Origin of the sequence: Geomonas sp. Red32 (genome assembly GCF_023652955.1) — a bacterium.
GTDB lineage: Bacteria > Desulfobacterota > Desulfuromonadia > Geobacterales > Geobacteraceae > Geomonas.
Map to the genome: position 1 here is coordinate 44,771 of NZ_JAKLOY010000006.1, position 18,259 is coordinate 63,029.

Consider the following 18,259-nt stretch of genomic DNA (forward strand, 5'->3'; position numbering starts at 1 on the left):
TCATACAGCACACACATAGCAAGGGGGATATCAAGTTGATCGAACGTTACAGCCGGGCCGAAATGACCCGCATCTGGGAACCGGAAAACCGCTACAGCAAGTGGCTTGAGATCGAGATACTGGCCTGCGAGGCCCACGCCGAGATGGGGAGGATCCCGAAGGACGCCGTGGACCGCATCCGCGCCAAGGCGAGCTTCGACGTCGAGCGCATCGACGAGATCGAGCGCACCGTCAAGCACGACGTGATCGCCTTTTTGACCTCGGTGGCCGACTACATCGGTGACGACTCCCGCTTCGTCCACCTCGGTCTCACCTCCTCCGACGTCCTCGACACCTCCTTCGCCATGCTCCTCAAGGAGGCGGGCGAGCTGATCGTCGAGGACATCAAGAAGCTCATGGTGGTCATCAAGAAGAGGGCCTTCGAGCACAAGATGACCCCGATGATGGGGCGCTCCCACGGCATCCACGCCGAGCCGGTCACCTTCGGCCTCAAGATGGCGCTCTGGTACGACGAGATGGCCCGTAACCTGAAGAGGATGCAGGCCGCCAACGAGGTCATCGCCTACGGCAAGCTTTCCGGCGCGGTCGGCACCTTCGCCAACATCGACCCCAAGGTAGAGGAATACGTCTGCCGCAAGGCGGGCTTGAAGCCCGCTCCCTGCTCCACCCAGGTCCTCCAGCGCGACCGTCACGCCGAGTACTTCACCACCCTGGCCATCGTGGCCTCCTCCATCGAGAAGTTCGCCGTCGAGATCCGCCACCTGCAGAGGACCGAGGTGCTGGAAGCCGAGGAGTTCTTCAGCAAGGGGCAGAAAGGCTCCTCCGCCATGCCGCACAAGCGTAATCCGGTCCTCTCCGAGAACCTGACCGGCCTGGCCCGCCTGATCCGCGGCTACGCGGTCTCAGCCATGGAGAACGTGCCGCTGTGGCACGAGCGCGACATCTCCCACTCCTCGGTGGAGAGGGTGATCGGCCCCGACGCCACCATCCTGATGGACTTCATGCTTAACCGCGCCATCGGCCTCATCGAAAACCTGGTGGTCTACCCGGAAAACATGATGCGGAACCTGAACCAGATGCGCGGCCTGATCTTCTCCCAGCGCGTGCTCCTGAAACTTGCCGAGGCCGGCGCTTCCCGCGAGAAAGCCTACGCGCTGGTGCAGAGAAACGCCATGAAGGTCTGGGAAGAAGGGAAAGATTTCCAGACCGAGCTTCTGAACGATGCCGACGTGACCGGGTTCCTGGCCGCCGAGGAGATCAAGGAAGCCTTCGATCTCGGCTACCACATGAAAAACGTAGACACCATCTTCACGAGGGTCTTTGGTGGATAACATCCTCTCCTTCTTCGCGCCCGACGAGGGGGATATCTTCTTCCTCTTCTGGGCTAAGCAGACGCTGATTTCGGTGGCCGTCCTGGCCGTCTTCTACCTGCTCTCCCGCCTTTTGCGGAGACTGCTGGCCAGGGTTGGTGCGCACTACACCCGGCTGACCAAACACGACCTGGTCGAGACCACGCTGGAGAGGATATCCTCTCCGGCGGCTCTCCTTCTGAACTTCGCCGGCCTCCACCTGGTCATCAAGAGGCTTCCGCTTCCGGAGCGGCTCACCGCCATCGCGGCGGGGATCGTCTTCGTCATCAACATCGTCATCGTCGCCAACATCGTCTATCGCGTGATGGACGAGATGCTCAAGCGCTACGGGAACAAGCTCGGGCCGGACATGAGCCGCCAGCTGATCCCGCTCGTGCAGAAGCTCTTCAGCATCTTCCTGGTCGGCACCGCACTCATCATCACCCTTAAGCACTTCAACTACGACATCCTGTCGCTGGTCACCGCCCTCGGCGTCGGATCCTTGGCCATCGGCCTTGCCGCCAAGGATACGCTTGCCAACATGATCTCGGGCTTCACGCTGATGATCGACATGCCGTTCCGGATCGGCGACCGGATCCAGCTGGGGAACAAGCAGGGGGACGTGGTCGATATCGGCCTGCGGAGCACCCGGATCAAGGCGGTCGACAACACCTTCCTGATCATCCCAAACTCCGAGCTCTGCAACTCCACGGTGATCAACATGGACTTCCCCGATCTCAGGGCGACCGGATCGGTGAGCCTCGGGGTGACCGTGGGGAGCGATCTGGATAAGGCGAGAAAGGTAATGGAAGAGGCCGCCCTCGCGGTTTCCGACATTCTCAAGGATCCCGCCCCCAAGGCGCTTTGCACCGGCTTCGGCGACGGGGTCGTTCATCTCTCCCTGGGCTTCTGGGTCTCCGGTTCCCGGTCGCTCGCCATCGCCACCGACAGCGTGGTGTTAGCCGTAGCGGCCGCCTTCCGCGAGCACGGCATCAACATACCGTACCCCACCAGGACGGTTTTCATGGAAAAGGACGCTAACCATGCCCCATAGGATAGAAATTACCCTCAAGGACCAGGTCCGCGACCCGCGCGGTGAGCGGATCAAGCGCGAGATCGAGCACTTCCTCCACCTGGAGGTCGCCTCGGTCCGCACCATCGACGTCTACACGGTCGACGCTGCGCTTAGCGCCGGGGATCTCGACAAGGTGGCCGCCGGTCCCTTCTGCGATCCGGTCATCCAGGAGTACCACGTCGATAAGCCTGCCGCCGCGGGCTTCGACTTCCTGATCGAAGTTGGCTTTCGCCCCGGCGTCACCGACAACGTCGGCCGCACCGCCGGCGAGGCGATCGGCTACCTCCTCGGCCAGCCTTTGGCCCAAGGGGAGGCGGTCTACTCCTCGGTGCAGTACCTGATCTCCGGCGCCCTTTCCGCCGCCGATGCCGAGAAGATCGCCACCGGCCTTCTCTGCAACACGCTGATCCAGCGCTACCAGATCCTGGACGCCGCCACCTTCGCCAAGCAGGGCGGGGTTGCCGCTTACGTCCCGAAGGTGCAGGGGGTGGCTAAGGCCGAGGTCAACACCATCGACCTCGAGGTGAGCGACGAGGAGCTGATGCGCATCAGCCGCGACGGCGTGCTGGCCCTGACTCTCGACGAGATGAAGATCATCCAGGCCCACTACCGCGACCCCGAGGTCCGGAAGAAGCGCGCCGAGATCGGCCTGGGTGCCGCCCCGACCGACGTGGAGCTGGAGGCCCTGGCCCAGACCTGGTCGGAGCACTGCAAGCACAAGATCTTCTCCGCCGACGTCGATTACCAGGACGAAAAGGGGAACAGCGAGAAGATCAAGTCGCTGTTCAAGAGCTACATCCAGCGGACCACCGCCGACGTGCGGGCCGCCCAGGGCGACCGCGATTACTGCCTCTCGGTCTTCAAGGACAACGCGGGGGTCATCAAGTTCAACGACGACTGGTCGCTGGTCTTCAAGGTCGAGACCCACAACTCTCCCTCCGCCCTCGATCCCTACGGCGGGGCGCTGACCGGCATCGTGGGGGTCAACCGCGACCCGTTCGGGACCGGCATGGGTGCCAAGCTCATCTTCAACACCGACGTCTTCTGCTTCGCCGATCCGTTCTACTCCAAGGAGCTCCCGAAGCGCCTGCTGCATCCGCGCCGCATCTATGAAGGTGTCGTCGAGGGTGTCGAGCACGGTGGCAACAAGAGCGGCATCCCGACGGTCAACGGCTCGCTGGTCTTCGACGACCGCTTCGCCGGTAAGCCGCTCGTCTTCTGCGGCACCGCCGGAATCATGCCGGCCAAGATCCAGGGCGAGCCTGCCCACCAGAAGGAGATCCTTCCGGGCGACCTGATCGTGATGGCCGGCGGCCGGATCGGCAAGGACGGCATCCACGGCGCGACCTTCTCCTCCGAGGAGCTGAACGAGAATTCCCCGGTCTCGGCGGTCCAGATCGGCGACCCGATCACCCAGAAGCGGATGTTCGACTTCCTGATCCGGGCCCGCGACAAAAAGCTCTACCGCTTCATCACCGACAACGGGGCAGGGGGGCTCTCCTCCTCGATCGGCGAGATGTCGGAAGAGTGCGGCGGCTGCCAGCTCGACCTCGCCAAGGCTCCGCTCAAGTACCCGGGGCTCGCTCCCTGGGAGATCCTGATCTCCGAGGCCCAGGAGCGGATGAGCATGGCGGTTCCGCCCGAGTCGCTCGACGCCTTCATGGAAATGGCCAAGCGCTTCGGCGTCGAGGCCACCGTGCTCGGTACCTTCACCGATTCCGGCGTCTTCCACATGATGTACGGCGAGAAGACGGTCGCTTACCTGCCGCTCTCCTTCATGCACGCCGGGCTTCCCCCCATGCAGATCCCTGCCAAGTGGGAGCCGCCGGTCAACCCGGAGCCGCAGATCGCTCCCGCCGCCGACTACACCGGCGACCTCTTGGGGCTCCTCTCTTCTTTGAACATCTGCTCCAAGGAGAGCGTGGTGCGCCGCTACGACCATGAGGTTCAGGGTGGCAGCGTGGTGAAACCGTTCACCGGCGCCGACAACGACGGTCCCTCCGACGCGGCCGTCGTCCGTCCCATCCTCGACTCCTTCGAGGGGGTGGTGGTCGGCCACGGTATCTCGCCGCGTTACAGCGACATCGACGCCTACCACATGGCGGCCAACGCCATCGACGAAGGCTTCCGTAACTACATCGCCGTCGGCGGCTCGCCCGACCTGGTCGCCGGCCTCGACAACTTCTGCTGGTGCGACCCGGTCCTCTCCGACCGGACCCCGGACGGGCCGTACAAGATGGCCCAGCTGGTCCGCGCCAACAAGGCGCTCTACGACTACTGCACCGCCTTCTCCATGCCGCTCATCTCCGGCAAGGACTCCATGAAGAACGACTTCTACGACGGGACCACCAAGATCTCCATCCCGCCGACGCTGCTCTTCTCCGTCATCGGAAAGATGGAGGACGCACGCAAGGCGGTCACCATGGACGTCAAGCGCCCGGGTGACCTCGTGTTCCTCCTCGGTGCCACCGCCGACGAGCTGGGCGGCTCCGAGTACCTGGCCGCCAAGGGGTTCGTCGGGAACAACGTGCCGAAGGTAGACGCGCAGGCGGCGCTCGCCACCTATCGCGCCTACCATGGCGCTCTCAACAAGGGGCTGGTCGCCTCCTGCCACGACCTTTCCGACGGCGGCCTCGCGGTTGCCGCAGCCGAGGCGGCCTTCGCCGGCGGCTTCGGGATGTCGGTGGAGCTCTCCCAGGTTCCGGTCAAGGGCGGCGCCAAACTCTCCGACGCCGTGCTCCTCTTCTCGGAATCGGCTTCCCGTCTCCTCGTGTCCGTGAAGCCGGAGAATGCCGACGCCTTCGAGAAGGCGATGGCCGGGACGGTCTGCGCCCGGATCGGGGTGGTCACCAGCGACCAGCTCCTCGCCATCGGCGGCGTGGACGGGAAGCAGGTGGTCAAGTCGGATCTCGCCAAGCTGAAGGAAGCCTGGCAGGCGCCGCTGAGGGAGCTGTAACAGGCTCGCTGGAGTTCTCCCTCTTCGGGGAAGGTGAAGAGCAAATCCCCCCTGTCCCCCCTTTGACAAGGGGGGGACCTGTTCCCCTCTGCAACAAAGGGGCGAGGTAGGTCGCGTTGAGGGACGAAACGCGACAGGTTTTGTTTCTTGGTTGGACGGGTTTTGTTTCCTGGTTGAACGGGGTTTATATTTGGTTGGACGAAGTTCGTTAACTCTTTGGAATTGTTTCCCCGAGTGACAAAAATATTTCGATTATGCCATAATGGGACGTTCTGCGCGTTCCGCACATACAGAGGACTACTAGATGACAAAGGCTAAAGCTCTGGTCATAACGGGCAACGGCACCAACTGTGAAATGGAAGCCGCCCACGCCTGCAGGCTGGGGGGCTTCGATGAGGCCCGCATCGCCCACATCTCCGAACTCATGTCGGGCGAAGTCACCCTCGACGATTACCACTTCCTGAACCTTACCGGCGGCTTCCTGGACGGCGACGACCTCGGGAGCGCCAAGGCCCAGGCCAACCGTCTCCGCTATGCCGCGGTGGAAGGGAGCGGCGAGCCTCTCGTCGAGCAGCTCCTTCGCTTCATCGGCGACGGCAAGCTCATCCTCGGCGTTTGCAACGGTTTCCAGCTGATGGTCAAGATGGGGATGCTCCCGGCGCTCGGCAGCGATTACCTCAAGCAGACCGCCACTCTCACCTACAACGCCAACGGCCGCTTCCAGGACCGCTGGTGCTACCTGAAAGTCGATCCCGCCTCGCCGTCTCTCTACACCAAGGGAGTCGAAGGGGGCGTTTACCTTCCGATCCGTCACGGCGAAGGGAAGTTTCTCGTCGACTGCCAGGAGACCCTGGACGCCATCGAAGGAAAGCACCTCTCCTGCCTGAAGTACTCGGACAAGAACTACCAGGCTTCCACCATGGAGTTCCCGGAGAACCCGAACGGCTCCATCAACGCCATTGCCGGTGTCTGCGACGAGACCGGCAGGATCATGGGACTGATGCCCCATCCGGAGGCTTTCGTGCATCGCACCCAGCACCCGCGCTGGACCCGCGAGGAGCTTCCCGAGGAAGGGGACGGCCTGATCTTCTTCAGGAATGCTGCACAGTACGTGAGGCAGAACCTGTAGGCTCCCGTTACACCGGTACCAGACGATACCTTTCGTCCAGGCACTCAGCTGCGGGCCTGGGACGACATACGGCGGGGCTTGACGCTTCGCAGGTTAATCGGCGGCACATAGGCAGTATCCGATCTTAATAAGGAGAGCATGTGGAAGAGATGAAGTTGTTGAGGCCTGAAGAAGAGTGCGGCATTTTCGGTGTATTCAACCACCCGGAGGCGTCGAACCTTACCTATCTCGGACTCTACGCCCTGCAGCACCGCGGGCAGGAGAGCTGCGGGATAGTCTCCTCGGACGGAGCCGCCCTCCATGCCCACAAGAGCATGGGACTCGTGGCCGACGTCTTCGGTAACCAGGAAATCTTCAAATCCCTCCCCGGCAAATCCGCCATCGGCCACGTCCGCTACTCGACCACCGGTTCTTCGGTTATCAAGAACGTGCAGCCGATCATGGTCGACTATTCCCGCGGCTCCATCGCCGTGGCCCATAACGGCAATATCGTCAACGCCCAGATCATCAAGGACGAGCTCGAGGCGTACGGATCCATCTTCCAGACCACCATGGACACCGAGATCATCGTTCACCTTTTGGCCACCTCCAAGGCGAACTCCCTCCTCGACCGGCTTACCGACGCCCTCAACCGGATCCTCGGCGCTTACTGCCTGCTCTTTTTGACCGAGACCAGGATGATCGCGGTGCGCGACCCCAACGGTTTCCGTCCGCTCTGCCTCGGCCGTCTGGGCGGCGGGTACGTCATTGCCTCCGAGAGCTGCGCCCTCGACCTGATCGACGCCGAGTTTGTCCGCGAGGTCGAGCCGGGCGAGGTGATCGTCATCGACAAGAACGGGATGAATTCCTTCTTTCCGCTCAAAAAGACCACCCCCAGCCCCTGCATCTTCGAGTTCGTCTACTTCGCCCGTCCCGACTCCCACGTCTTTGGCCGCAACGTCTACCAGGTCAGGAAGGAGCAGGGGAGGCAGCTCGCCCGCGAGCACAAGGTCGATGCCGACATCGTCGTACCGATTCCGGACTCCGGCGTGCCGGCGGCCCTTGGCTACGCCGAGGAGTCGGGTCTTCCCTTCGAGCTGGGGCTCATCCGCAACCATTACGTGGGACGTACCTTCATCGAGCCGCAGCAGGCGATCCGCCACTTCGGCGTGAAGATCAAGCTGAACCCGGTCCGCGAAGTCCTCAAGGGGAAACGGGTGGTGGTCATCGACGACTCCATCGTGCGCGGCACCACCTCGAGAAAGATCGTCAAGATGGTGCGTAATGCCGGGGCCTCCGAGGTCCACGTGAGGATCTCCTCGCCTCCCACCAGCTATCCCTGCTACTACGGGATCGATACCCCCAACCGCAAGGAGCTGATCTCTTCCTCCCATTCCATCGACGAGATCCGCCGCTACATCACCGCCGATTCGCTTGGCTACCTCTCCGAAGAAGGGCTCATGAAATCGGTGGGGGCCGATAACGGCGGCTACTGCAACGCCTGCTTTACCGGGGGGTACCCGGTTAAATTCCCGCGTCTCGAAATGGATGATGACTCGCAGATGGGGCTATTCGAAAAGGAGATTGAGAAGATATGACCGAGAAGGAAAGGCTGAAGAAGATCATCATCGAACTCTCGTACGAGAAGCGCAACGTCACCCTGGCCTCCGGCCGTCAGAGCGATTTCTATTTCGACGGGAAACAGACCACCCTCCATCCGGAAGGGGGCTACCTGACCGGCAAGCTGTTCTTCGAGGCCGTCAAGGACGTGGAAGGGCTCGAAGGGGTAGGGGGGCTCACCCTGGGCGCCGACCCGATCGCCACTGCCACTTCGGTGGTGAGCTTCCTGGAAGGGAAGCCGGTTCCCGCTTTCATCATCCGCAAGGAGCCCAAAGGCCACGGCACCGGTGCCTGGCTGGAAGGGCGGAAGAACTTCAAGCCCGGCTCCCGCGTCGTCATCGTCGAGGACGTGGTGACCAGCGGCGGCTCCTCCATGAAGGCCATCAAGAGGGCCGAAGAGGAAGGGCTCAAGGTGCTCGGCGTGGTGACCCTGGTCGACCGCGAAGAGGGTGGCCGCGAGAACATCGAGAAGGAAGGGTACTGGCTTAAGGCGATCTTCACCAAGTCGGAGATCCTCGCCTAGAGGCACGGGCCAATGTTAGATAATGGAGGCGGCATTTATGCCGCCTTCGTTGTTTGTAGCGTCGATTGCTTCCCCCTCCCCTGGAGGGAGGGGGCGAGGGGGTGGGGGAAGCCGGGGGAAGCGACACTTCCGGCAGCTCAAAAATCCCCCCTGTCCCCCCTTTGCAAAGGGGGGGACTGAGGCCAGCGGGGGGTGACCCCTGCGGGGAGCATCCTTTCCTGCGGGGGGATGAGGAGTAGAGCATGGAAGAGATTCTCGCCGAATACAACAAGCTGTTGAGCCTCATCGACGAATGGTTCGCCCGCTGCATGGAGCGCTACCCGGACAAGATTGCCTGCGGGACCGGGTGCTCGTCTTGCTGCCGCGGGCTTTTCGACATCACGCTGCTGGACGCCCTTTTCCTCAAGAGGGGATTCGATGCGCTCTCCCCGGAGGTAAAGGGGCGGGTACTCGCCAAGTGCGGGGAGCGGCTCGGCTTGATGCGGGAGGAGTGGCCGGAGCTCGCCCACCCCTTCCTTCTCAATCACCGCCCCGACGAGGATTGGGAGGCGCTGATGCCGGACGAGGACGAGACTCCCTGTGTGCTGCTGGATGGCGATGGCCGCTGCCTGGTCTACGATAACCGTCCGATGACCTGCCGGCTGCACGGGATTCCGTTCGTCGATACCAGCGGCGACGTCATGCACGACGAGTGGTGCACCATGAATTTCACGGAGACCGATCCGCTCTCGCTGCCGGGGATATCCGCACCGTTCGACGCCATCTTCCGCCAGGAGGTCGCCCTTTTCCGCCAGTTGACCTCCGAACTGGTCGGGGAGCGGGTGCAGGAGCTGGATACCTTCATCCCGCTGGCCCTGATGATCGATTTCGATAACTTCGACTGGCCCGGGTGGTTCGCCGATTTCCGCCCCTGCAATAACGAAAGCGAGGAGTAAGCGTGGCACTTCCTTCAACTATTTACCGGGCTTCGGTCAACCTGTCCGATCTCGACCGCCAGGTCTACGAGCAACTGCAGGCTACCGTCGCCAAACATCCCTCGGAAACGGAGGAGCGGCTGGTGGCGAGGCTTCTTGCGTATTGCCTCTGCTACGAGGAGGAGCTCAACTTCGCCAAAGGGGTCGGTTCCGGTGACGAGCCGGATCTCTGGAGCAAGGGGCCGGACGGCCGAGTGCGCCTTTGGGTGGAGGTCGGGCTCCCCGACCCGGACCGGCTGGCCAAGTCGTGCCGCCACGTCGAGCGGGCGGTGCTCTTCACGTTTGGCCGGGACAAGGACCGGTGGTTAGGGCAACATCTCGGGAAATTGGCCGGTGCCGCGAACCTTACGGTGGTGGGGCTCGACTCGGCGTTTGTCGCCGGGCTCGCCGCCGGTTTGCAGAGGGTGATCGACTGGTCGCTGACGGTTACCGAGGGGAATCTCTATCTGACGGCAGGGGGGGAGACGGTCGAGAGTGCGGTGGAAGTTTTAAGCGGGACGCCGCTCGCTTAAATTGGGAACTGGGGGCTCTCTTACAGGCAAATCCCCCCTGTCCCCCCTTCGCAAAGGGGGGGACCTTTCGTCAGCATTCTTGGGACGCATCCTCGGAAGAAGCTTCTTTGCAATTTCGGGGCTTGAGGATGACGGGGGAGGTACTTCGGCGGGGGACAGCTTTGGAGAGATGGGGTTGAAATAAGAAAAGCCCCGGAAATATCCGGGGCTTCTCGATAATGTTCTACGCTATGTGGATTAGCCCCTGGAAACGTTGGCTGCCTGAAGACCTTTCGGGCCTTTCACGATTTCGAACGTTACGCTGTCGCCTTCGGTGAGGGATTTGAAGCCTTCGCCAGTGATAGCGGAGAAGTGAACGAATACGTCCTCGCCATTCTCCTGCTCGATGAAGCCAAACCCTTTGCTGTCGTTAAACCATTTCACAGTTCCGTTTACCATTTACTTACTTCTCCCATATACTTCTTTGAGGTTGATCCCGGGTAAATCCACGGATGGTGCACTCTACCAGTGTTGTCCAGTTAATGTCAATATAATTATTTTAAAAAAATCGGACTGAATTAATACAGTCCTGCAAACGCTATGAGAAAGGTCTCCCGGCTAGTCCAGTGGGAGCCAGCGGGAGGCCTTTGGGGACGGCTAACTATCTTGAGACCTTACGGTTTTATTGCAGTGGCAATCACCTTCTCGATGCAGCTTCCGATCCCGTCCTTCCCGTGAATCATTCCTGCCCAGCCTGCCGGTATCCCCTGGAGACCGAGTAGCGCACCCAGCCAGGCCCCGGCCATGGCCCCCCGGGCAGTGGCGTCGCCGCCCGCCTGGGATGTCTCTTCTATGGCCATTCTGAAATCGTTCTGGTTCCGTAGCGCGCAGTGGAGCGCGGCCGGGAACGATTGCCGGAGGGGAGAGCCTGTCCCGAACTGGGCGGTCATCTCCCGGACCGGCCGGTCAAGCCTGGAGAAGACGGCTTCGATGGCGGCCGCTATCTCCCGCCCCACTTCACCTTCCCCCGATACCGCCTTGGCCGCACCTTTCACCGCCTCCCCGAATTCCTTGCCGTTCAAAAGGTCGCGCATGATGAGCGCATGGCACTTGGCATAGGCGACCGCGCGCTGGTTGTCCTGGCAGACCCGGGTGGCTATCTCCACCACCTTCAGGAGGGAACCCTCCAGGCTGCGGTTGACGACCACGGGAGCGAGCCGGGTGAGGGTGGACGGTCCGTCGTCGTCGGCTCCTCCCTGGTAGTGGTAGGAGGAGCTGCGGCGATGGGCTGCAAAGGTCAGGTAGTTATTGATCGTGCCGCGGGCCGCCTGGTCGAGCTTGCCGCGGTACCCTTCGGCGGAAAAGTAGGCCACGAAGCGCGGACCGAAATCGGGGGCCGAAAAGTAGCCGAGCTCGGCTACCGACTGGAGCAGCAGTAGCGCCGCTTCCCCGTTGGGTGAGAGTTCGCCCGGGTGGCGGACGTCCACCTTCACCCCCTGGGCGGGTTCTTCGAACGCCTTGACCGTCGCGCGGCAGGCGGCATCACCGATGAATTGTCCCCATATCGCTCCCCGGCAGCGGTCGGCGAAAGCGGTAGCGGTCATTCCCTTTTCGACATCCATGGCTCTCTCCTTTGCATCGCTTGGCGTTGGTTGGGAAGTGCCGGCCGTCACCTAATAGGGATAGCATAGATTGCGTAAGCGGCAAGGGGGATGGGCTCCTCAAAGGCTTTGTGTATGATCTCCAATCGTGGTAACGTAGGGCCAAATGAAGGATGACCTGTGTCAGGAAAAAAGGATGTGACTCTGTATGTCCGGTTTTGGCCACAAGTTGAGCGAGCACCCCATACTCGAACAGAAGGTCGCCCAATTGAACAGTGTCCGGCGCCGTCTTGCGGAAACCCGCGCACAGTTGCAGCAGGTTCAGGATGAATTGTCAGATATCGACTCCTTCTATGACCGTACACTGGGCCAAAGGCTGGCCGAACTCCAGTCGATCGAGGCCGAAATAGCGCAATTGACCGTCGACGGTTCCGGCGACGGTAACGACCTCGATTCCGCCGCGCTCGCCGCCTGCCGCGGGTGGCGTTCCGATGCCAGAGATATCAAGACCCTCTACCGCGAGGTTGCCAAGACCGTACACCCCGACCTGGCCGACGCGACCGTCAGCCAGGACGAGCGGACGGAGCTGATGTCCCGTGCCAACCGGGCCTACGCCGAGGAGGATGCCCGGACCCTGGAAGGCATCTTGCGGGAGTGGTGGCGTTCGCGTCCGGGCGCCCTGGAGGAGCTTCGCCGGCTGGACCGGGTGATCGCGGCCGAAAAGGTCGAGCTTGCCGAGCTTACTGCCCGGCTTGCGGAGGTGCAGGGAAGCCTCGCGGTCCGGCTGAAGCTCAGGCTCGATGGGGGAGTGGTGAGTGAGAGTCTGCTGGCGGACCTGGTGACGGCGGTCGATCTCAACATAGACCGCGGCCGACGCAGGCTCGCGCGCTTGCGGGGGGGCGAAAAGGCGCCGGGGGCGCAATCCCGGGCTTCCCGTCCGTGGCCGGGGAAGACGGTGGTGTTTCCTGCCGGGCTGGGCGACGGACTCGCCTACCTGAGGGAGCGCGGTTCGGTCAACTACAGCAAGTGGAAGAAATGGGGGTGCGCCGCGGGGGCTTTACCGGTTCCGGAAGGTGCGGAGGTGCGGCTCGATATCAATGGCGGGAAGGTGGGGGGATTGCAGTCGCTGTCGGCGCTTCGTCCCGACGACCTGCAGGCTCTCTATCTCTACGGCTTCAGTGACGCCGACCTCCCCGCGCTGGCCAGGCTGACCGGGGTGGAGGAACTCTACCTTTCGGGTGCGGGGCTCACGGACCAGGCGCTTTCCTCTATCAGGCCGCTCGTCAATCTGAAGCGGATTTACCTGTACCAGACGTCGATTTCCGACCGGGGGCTGCTGGCCCTGCGGGACTTCCCGCGGCTTACCGGGCTCACCACCTCCGGCAGCGGTATCACCGAGGCCGGGCTGGCCAGGCTCAAACTGGCAGTACCGGGGGTGAAGACGGTCAGTTTTAGCTGGAACCGCTAAGCCGGAGTGATCCGACTGAGGGCGAAAAGGTAACGCCAACGTCACAAATCCCCCCTGTCCCCCCTTTTCCAAAGGGGGGGAGCTTTTATCCCCCAGTTTTTCCCGATGAACCAAAGAAAAGGGGGGCTGGCACGCGGTGGCCAGTCCCCCTTCTGTTTTCACTAGGCGCCGAGGGCGGCGGCTAGGTCGGCGATAAGATCCTCCGGGTCCTCCAGGCCTACCGAGAGGCGAACCAGGGTGTCCTTGATCCCGCGTGCCTCCCGCTCGGCGGGGGGCATGGCGGCATGGGACATCTTGGCGGGGTAGGAGAGGATGCTCTCGACACCGCCGAGACTGACCGCGAAGGCAGCCAGCTTCACGCCGGCCACCAGCTTGGCGGTCGTTTCATAGCTGTCGAGCTCGAAGGAAAGGACCGCCCCCGGACCCGACGACTGCGCCCGGTGGGCTTCATACCCCGGGTGTTCCGGCAGCCCCGGGTAATAGATCTTCGCCACCTTCTCCTGCGTCTTGAGCCACTCCACGATCCTGATCGCCCCGGCCTGGCTCTCCTCCATCCTCACCTTCAAGGTCCTCAATCCCCTCAAGACCAGCCAGCAGTCCTGCGGCCCCAGCACGGCGCCGAAAGCGTTCTGCACGTATTTCAGCCTCTTGCCGAGCTCGGGATCCTTGGCGACTGCGAAGCCGCAGATGACGTCGGAATGGCCGTTTAAAAACTTGGTCCCGCTATGGAGCACGATGTCGCAGCCAAGCTCTAGCGGCCGCTGCAGATACGGGGTCATGAAGGTGTTGTCGACGATGGTCAAAAGCCCCTTCTCCTTGGCCAGGCTGGTGGCGGCCTTGAGGTCGATGACCTTTAAAAGGGGATTGGAAGGGGTTTCCAGGTAGAGCGCCTTGGTGCGCGGGGTGACGGCGGCGGCGATGGCGGCGGGGTCGGTCGCGTCGACGAAGGTGGCCTCCAGGCCCCAGTTCTTCATCACCGTGGAGAGAAGGCGGAAGGTTCCGCCGTAGACGTCCTCGCAGACCACCAGGTGATCGCCCGGCGAAAAGATCATGAAGGTGGAGCCGATGGCTGCCATTCCCGAGGCGAAGGCGAGCCCGGTGGTCCCTCCTTCCAGTCCCGCCACCGCTTCCTCGACCGCCTCGCGGGTGGGGTTGCCGGAGCGGGCGTAGTCGTAGCGGCCGAACTCGTCCATGGAGCGCTGGGCGAAGGTCGAGCTGTGGTAGATGGGGTGGCTCAGGGAGCCAAACTCCGGGTCGATGGGGCTTTTGCCGTGGATCAGTTCGGTCGCGAACTTCATGCCGGTTCTCCTTCTTCGAATGCCTGCGCCAGGTCGGCGATCAGGTCGTCCTTGTCTTCGATTCCCACCGACAGCCTCAGCAGGAGGTGGTTGATCCCCAGACGGTCCAGGGTCTCCGGCTCGATGTCGGCGTGGGTCTGCACCTGCGGGAAGGTGATCAGGCTCTCGACGCCACCGAGGCTCTCCGCGAAGGAGATCACCCGGGTGTTCATCAAGAGCCGGTCCACCAGTTGCGGCTCGGTCACCTCGAAGGCGATCATCGCCCCGAAGCCGTTGCCGCGCTCCTTCAGTATCCGGTGCCCCGGATGGTCGGGGAGCCCGGGGTAGTAAACCTTTCCCACCCGGGGGTGGGTGAAGAGCCACTCGGCGACCGCCTGGGCGTTCTCCTGCTGGCGCTCCATCCTCAGGGTCAGGGTCTTCATCCCACGGATGGTGAGGAAGGAATCCTGGGGGCCTAGCACCGCGCCGATGCCGTTCTGATGGAAGTAGACCTTCTCGGCCAGTGCCGGGTCCTTAACCGCCACCAGTCCGCAGACGGTGTCGTTGTGGCCTGCCAGGTACTTGCTCCCCGAGTAGACGGTGATGTCGGCGCCAAGGTCGAAGGAGCGCAAAAGGTACGGGGTGAGGAAGGTGTTGTCCACGATGTGAAGAAGACTGTGCTTCTTACAGAGCGCGGAAAGCGCGGCGATATCGGCCACCTTCAGAAGCGGGTTGGTGAGCGACTCGACGAAGAGCGCCTTGGTGTTGGGGCGGATCGCCGCTTCCACCGCGGCAACGTCGCTCGTGTCCACGTAGCTGAAGGTGAGGCCGAACTGGAGGAAGGTCTTCTCGAACAGCCGGTAACTCCCGCCGTAGAGATCCTCGGTGACGATCAGGTGGTCGCCCTGGCTGAAGAGGAACATGAGGCTCGTGATGGCGGCCATGCCGGAGGCATAGGCGAAGCCGCGGCAGCCACCCTCCAGTTGGGCGAGCCCCTCCTCGAGCGCCTGGCGGGTCGGGTTTCCGGAACGGCTGTAGTCGTAGCCGGTGCTTTGCCCAAGGCCCGGATGGCGGAAGGTCGCGGTCTGGTAGATGGGGACGGTGACCGCGCCGGTTCTCGATTCCCTCTGCAAGCCGATGTGTGCTGCGGTGGTAGCTACTTTCATCGTTTCCTCCAAATGAAAAGTCCCCTTCCGGGGTGTCGGAAGGGGACTCGTAGAGGTGGTCCGCGCTTCCTTATCTTCCGGAACTTAGTTCCGCTGGAATTGGCACCTTCCCCAGGTGGGGAGGTTGCCGCGACGTCGTAGGGCCAGTCCCTCGGTCGCTCTCGATAAGTGCAGTGCCGGAGCGATGCTCCGTTATGTTGTGCTACTAATACTTAATCAGACAGATCCTGTCAACAATTTGTTGTGTTATTAATACTGAAAACTATCGATCCTGTCAACAATGATGATGCGGGTTACTCGGCAGGATGGCCGGGGGGTGGGGGGTGGGGGGTGGGGGGTGGGGTGGGGTGCCGAAGCAGGAACCGCCCCCCATGAGTGAATGTTATCCGCGGGCACATTCTGCGGACCGTGCCTTGCTTTACAGGAATTGGCTGCCAAGACAACGGCCGCCGCTTTATCCTCACTGATTTACATAAAACGGACAAGGGACCTCCCCGATACCTTTCAACGCGGCTGCTGTAACTAGGGAGCGAAGGCCGATAGCGAAGGAGGAAAAACGTTGCTGGCAATTAATCAGGGTTTATTAGGCAAAAATAAAAAAATAATTTGACAACGATCATGAACTGCGTCAATAATATCTCATTGTCGAATTATTATGTATGGAGGATACTACATGGCTACTCTCGTGGAAATCGCAGCACAGATTGTGGCGTCGCATGCCTCTAGTACACCGATGACCTCTGACCAACTGATCTTCGAGATCAACAAGGTACACAATGCTCTGAAGAATTTGGAAGCAGGGGAGTCTGCTGAAGTATTAGAGGAGCCGGCCAAGAGTAGTACTTCGCTGACCGTGAAGGAAGCTTTCCGCAAAGGAGAGATCGCCTGCATGGTATGCGGCAAGGGGGGATTCAAGACGCTGGCCCGCCATCTGAGCAGCTCGCACGGTCTCAAACCGGGCGAGTACAAGAAGATGTTCGGGATCCCCAGCAAGCAGGCGCTGTCGGCCAAGAACTACTCCGATTCCCGCCGCAAAATGGCGCAGGAGCGGGGGCTTGCCGACAACCTCGCCAAGGCGCGGGAGGTCCGGATGGCCAACATCAAGGCCCGCAAGGCGGCCGCCACCAAGCCGGTGAAGGCAGCCAAGGCACCGCGCACCGCTACGGCCGCGGCCGCCAGGGCAGCCAAGGCCGCGCTCTAGACGGGCGCCTGGCGCAAAAAACAAAAAAGCCGCTTCCCTTACAGGGGGGGCGGCTTTTTGCGTTCTGGACGGGGGGGAAGGTGTGGAAAACACACCTAGATTGCCACTCGATCCGTGATTCAAATCCCCCCTGTCCCCCCTTCGCAAAGGGGGGGACCTGAGGCCTGATTTCTCGGTCTTTGACCAAGGGGGGGATTGGGGGGGCGGGTGAAAAAATATACCTGGATGGGCAATTGGTCGGTGAGGCAAATCCCCCCTGTCCCCCCTTTGACAAGGGGGGGACCTGTCGCTCCTTTGAAACTGGGAGGAGGGGACGCGGTGGCCTGACCGAACTAACTTCCCGTCACGAGCGGGCGGGCCATCCTGGCTATTTGTCGAGGTGGCCGGTGAGCACCAGGGTCACGAAGGCGGCGTAGAAGATCCCCCCGGCCAAGAGGGTGAACGGGGTGAGCTGCTTTTTAAGCCTGATCTGTGCGTAGGCGAGCCCGACCGAGGCGAAGGTGAGGAACACGGTGATGAGAGCCGGCCGCGAGAGCTCCCAGCTGGTCATCATGATCCCGATCGCGGTGATCACCGAGCTCTGAAAGACCATGGCGCCGGTGATGTTGCCGATGGCGAGGGTGTCCTTTCCCTTCCTGATCCAGATGACGCTGTTGAACTTCTCCGGGAGCTCGGTGGCGATAGGGGCGATGATCATGGCGAGGATGAAGGAGGAGATGCCGACCTCGGACGAGATCACCTGGACCTTCTCGACGAAGATGTAGGAGCCCCAGACGATCAAAAAGAGCGAGCTCATCACCTGGAACAGGATGATGGCGAAATGGGGATCGTGGGCCTTGGGGGCGAAGTAGCAGGGATCCAGGTCGGCCTCCTCGACCGGTCCTTCGTTGTTCCCCTTGATGGTCTTCAGGGCGTAGGCGCCGTAACAGACGAAGAGGGTCATGGCGATGAAGACCTTGAGGACCGGATGGTGGAGGAAGGTGCAGATCACGGCCACGAAATACAGGGCAAGGAAGTACTCGATGTCGCGCCGCATTACCACGGTGTCCACCCGCATGACCGGGTAGTCGCTGCGCCGGGAGCGGTTGAAGATGACCGCCACGCCGCTTATGAAGAGGGCCAGGGTGCCGAGCATGAAGGGGGCACCGATGATGGCGCCCACCCCGATGGAGTGTCCCGCTTCTTTGGAGCCGAAGGTGATGGCGATGATCGGGATGAGGGTTTCCGGAAGGGCGGTTCCGATCGCGGCGAAGATGCTTCCGACCGCGCCGTCGGAGAGGTTCATCTTCTTGCCGAACCATTCGAGGCCGTTGGTGAAGACGGTGGCGCCGACCAGGATGATGATCAGGGCCACCAGCAGCATGAGGTAGTTCATGGGGATCGCTTTCTTGACAGGGGAGAGGAGTGCGGCCGGCGGGAGGGATACTCCTCCGGACCAAGGGGGCGATTG

15 protein-coding genes and 1 riboswitch are annotated in these 18,259 nt (G+C 62.0%); of the genes, 10 read left to right on the forward strand and 5 right to left on the reverse strand.

Translation table 11 applies throughout. From position 1 onward, the window contains the following. The first annotated feature begins 35 nt into the window (after positions 1 to 35). The 8 genes from purB (at position 36) to L4X63_RS15895 (ending at position 10,117) form a co-directional block, all read left to right on the forward strand. A complete protein-coding gene (purB, locus tag L4X63_RS15860; protein ID WP_250679627.1) occupies positions 36 to 1,331 on the forward strand; it encodes an adenylosuccinate lyase in 1,296 nt (431 codons plus the stop codon). Next, complete coding sequence (locus tag L4X63_RS15865) at positions 1,324 to 2,403, forward strand: mechanosensitive ion channel family protein (RefSeq protein ID WP_250679870.1); 1,080 nt, start codon at positions 1,324 to 1,326, stop codon at positions 2,401 to 2,403. The genes purB and L4X63_RS15865 overlap by 8 nt, the downstream gene beginning before the upstream one ends. Further along, complete coding sequence (locus tag L4X63_RS15870) at positions 2,393 to 5,380, forward strand: phosphoribosylformylglycinamidine synthase subunit PurS (RefSeq protein ID WP_250679628.1); 2,988 nt, start codon at positions 2,393 to 2,395, stop codon at positions 5,378 to 5,380. Before L4X63_RS15865 ends, L4X63_RS15870 begins: the two co-directional genes overlap by 11 nt. Before the next feature lie 304 nt (positions 5,381 to 5,684). After that, positions 5,685 to 6,509, forward strand: a complete 825-nt coding sequence (locus tag L4X63_RS15875) for a phosphoribosylformylglycinamidine synthase subunit PurQ (RefSeq protein ID WP_250679629.1) — start codon at positions 5,685 to 5,687, stop codon at positions 6,507 to 6,509. Positions 6,510 to 6,658: 149 nt separating this feature from the next. Beyond that, positions 6,659 to 8,086, forward strand: coding sequence for an amidophosphoribosyltransferase (gene purF, locus L4X63_RS15880; protein WP_250679871.1), 1,428 nt, complete (start codon positions 6,659 to 6,661; stop codon positions 8,084 to 8,086). Continuing rightward, positions 8,083 to 8,631 (forward strand): orotate phosphoribosyltransferase, encoded by a 549-nt coding sequence (gene pyrE, locus L4X63_RS15885; RefSeq protein ID WP_250679630.1) that lies wholly within the window; start codon positions 8,083 to 8,085, stop codon positions 8,629 to 8,631. The genes purF and pyrE overlap by 4 nt, the downstream gene beginning before the upstream one ends. 242 nt (positions 8,632 to 8,873) lie before the next feature. Further along, complete coding sequence (locus L4X63_RS15890; protein ID WP_250679631.1) at positions 8,874 to 9,566, forward strand: YkgJ family cysteine cluster protein; 693 nt, start codon at positions 8,874 to 8,876, stop codon at positions 9,564 to 9,566. Positions 9,567 to 9,568: 2 nt separating this feature from the next. Further along, on the forward strand, positions 9,569 to 10,117 hold the full coding sequence (locus tag L4X63_RS15895; RefSeq protein WP_250679632.1) for a YaeQ family protein: 549 nt from the start codon (positions 9,569 to 9,571) through the stop codon (positions 10,115 to 10,117). A 237-nt stretch (positions 10,118 to 10,354) separates the two neighbouring features. Here the strand turns inward: L4X63_RS15895 and L4X63_RS15900 are convergent, their stop codons facing one another. Further along, positions 10,355 to 10,555, reverse strand: coding sequence for a cold-shock protein (locus tag L4X63_RS15900; RefSeq protein WP_250679633.1), 201 nt, complete (start codon positions 10,553 to 10,555; stop codon positions 10,355 to 10,357). A 215-nt stretch (positions 10,556 to 10,770) separates the two neighbouring features. Then, positions 10,771 to 11,718, reverse strand: a complete 948-nt coding sequence (locus L4X63_RS15905) for an ADP-ribosylglycohydrolase family protein (RefSeq protein WP_250679634.1) — start codon at positions 11,716 to 11,718, stop codon at positions 10,771 to 10,773. A gap of 310 nt (positions 11,719 to 12,028) precedes the next feature. Here L4X63_RS15905 and L4X63_RS15910 point away from each other — a divergent pair, with 310 nt between their 5' ends. After that, on the forward strand, positions 12,029 to 13,165 hold the full coding sequence (locus L4X63_RS15910) for a molecular chaperone DnaJ (RefSeq protein ID WP_250679635.1): 1,137 nt from the start codon (positions 12,029 to 12,031) through the stop codon (positions 13,163 to 13,165). Positions 13,166 to 13,326: 161 nt separating this feature from the next. On the opposite strand, the gene L4X63_RS15915 is transcribed toward L4X63_RS15910, so the two are convergent. Both L4X63_RS15915 and L4X63_RS15920 read right to left on the reverse strand, forming a co-directional pair. Continuing rightward, complete coding sequence (locus tag L4X63_RS15915; RefSeq protein WP_250679636.1) at positions 13,327 to 14,463, reverse strand: trans-sulfuration enzyme family protein; 1,137 nt, start codon at positions 14,461 to 14,463, stop codon at positions 13,327 to 13,329. Beyond that, positions 14,460 to 15,608, reverse strand: a complete 1,149-nt coding sequence (locus L4X63_RS15920) for a trans-sulfuration enzyme family protein (protein WP_250679637.1) — start codon at positions 15,606 to 15,608, stop codon at positions 14,460 to 14,462. Before L4X63_RS15920 ends, L4X63_RS15915 begins: the two co-directional genes overlap by 4 nt. A 67-nt stretch (positions 15,609 to 15,675) precedes the next feature. Further along, a riboswitch (SAM riboswitch) is annotated at positions 15,676 to 15,779 on the reverse strand. 502 nt (positions 15,780 to 16,281) lie between these two features. Here L4X63_RS15920 and L4X63_RS15925 point away from each other — a divergent pair. Beyond that, a complete protein-coding gene (locus L4X63_RS15925) occupies positions 16,282 to 16,809 on the forward strand; it encodes a Ros/MucR family transcriptional regulator (protein ID WP_250679638.1) in 528 nt (175 codons plus the stop codon). 367 nt (positions 16,810 to 17,176) lie between these two features. On the opposite strand, the gene L4X63_RS15930 is transcribed toward L4X63_RS15925, so the two are convergent. Beyond that, on the reverse strand, positions 17,177 to 18,184 hold the full coding sequence (locus tag L4X63_RS15930; RefSeq protein ID WP_250679639.1) for a sodium:calcium antiporter: 1,008 nt from the start codon (positions 18,182 to 18,184) through the stop codon (positions 17,177 to 17,179). Between the last annotated feature and the right edge of the window lie 75 nt (positions 18,185 to 18,259).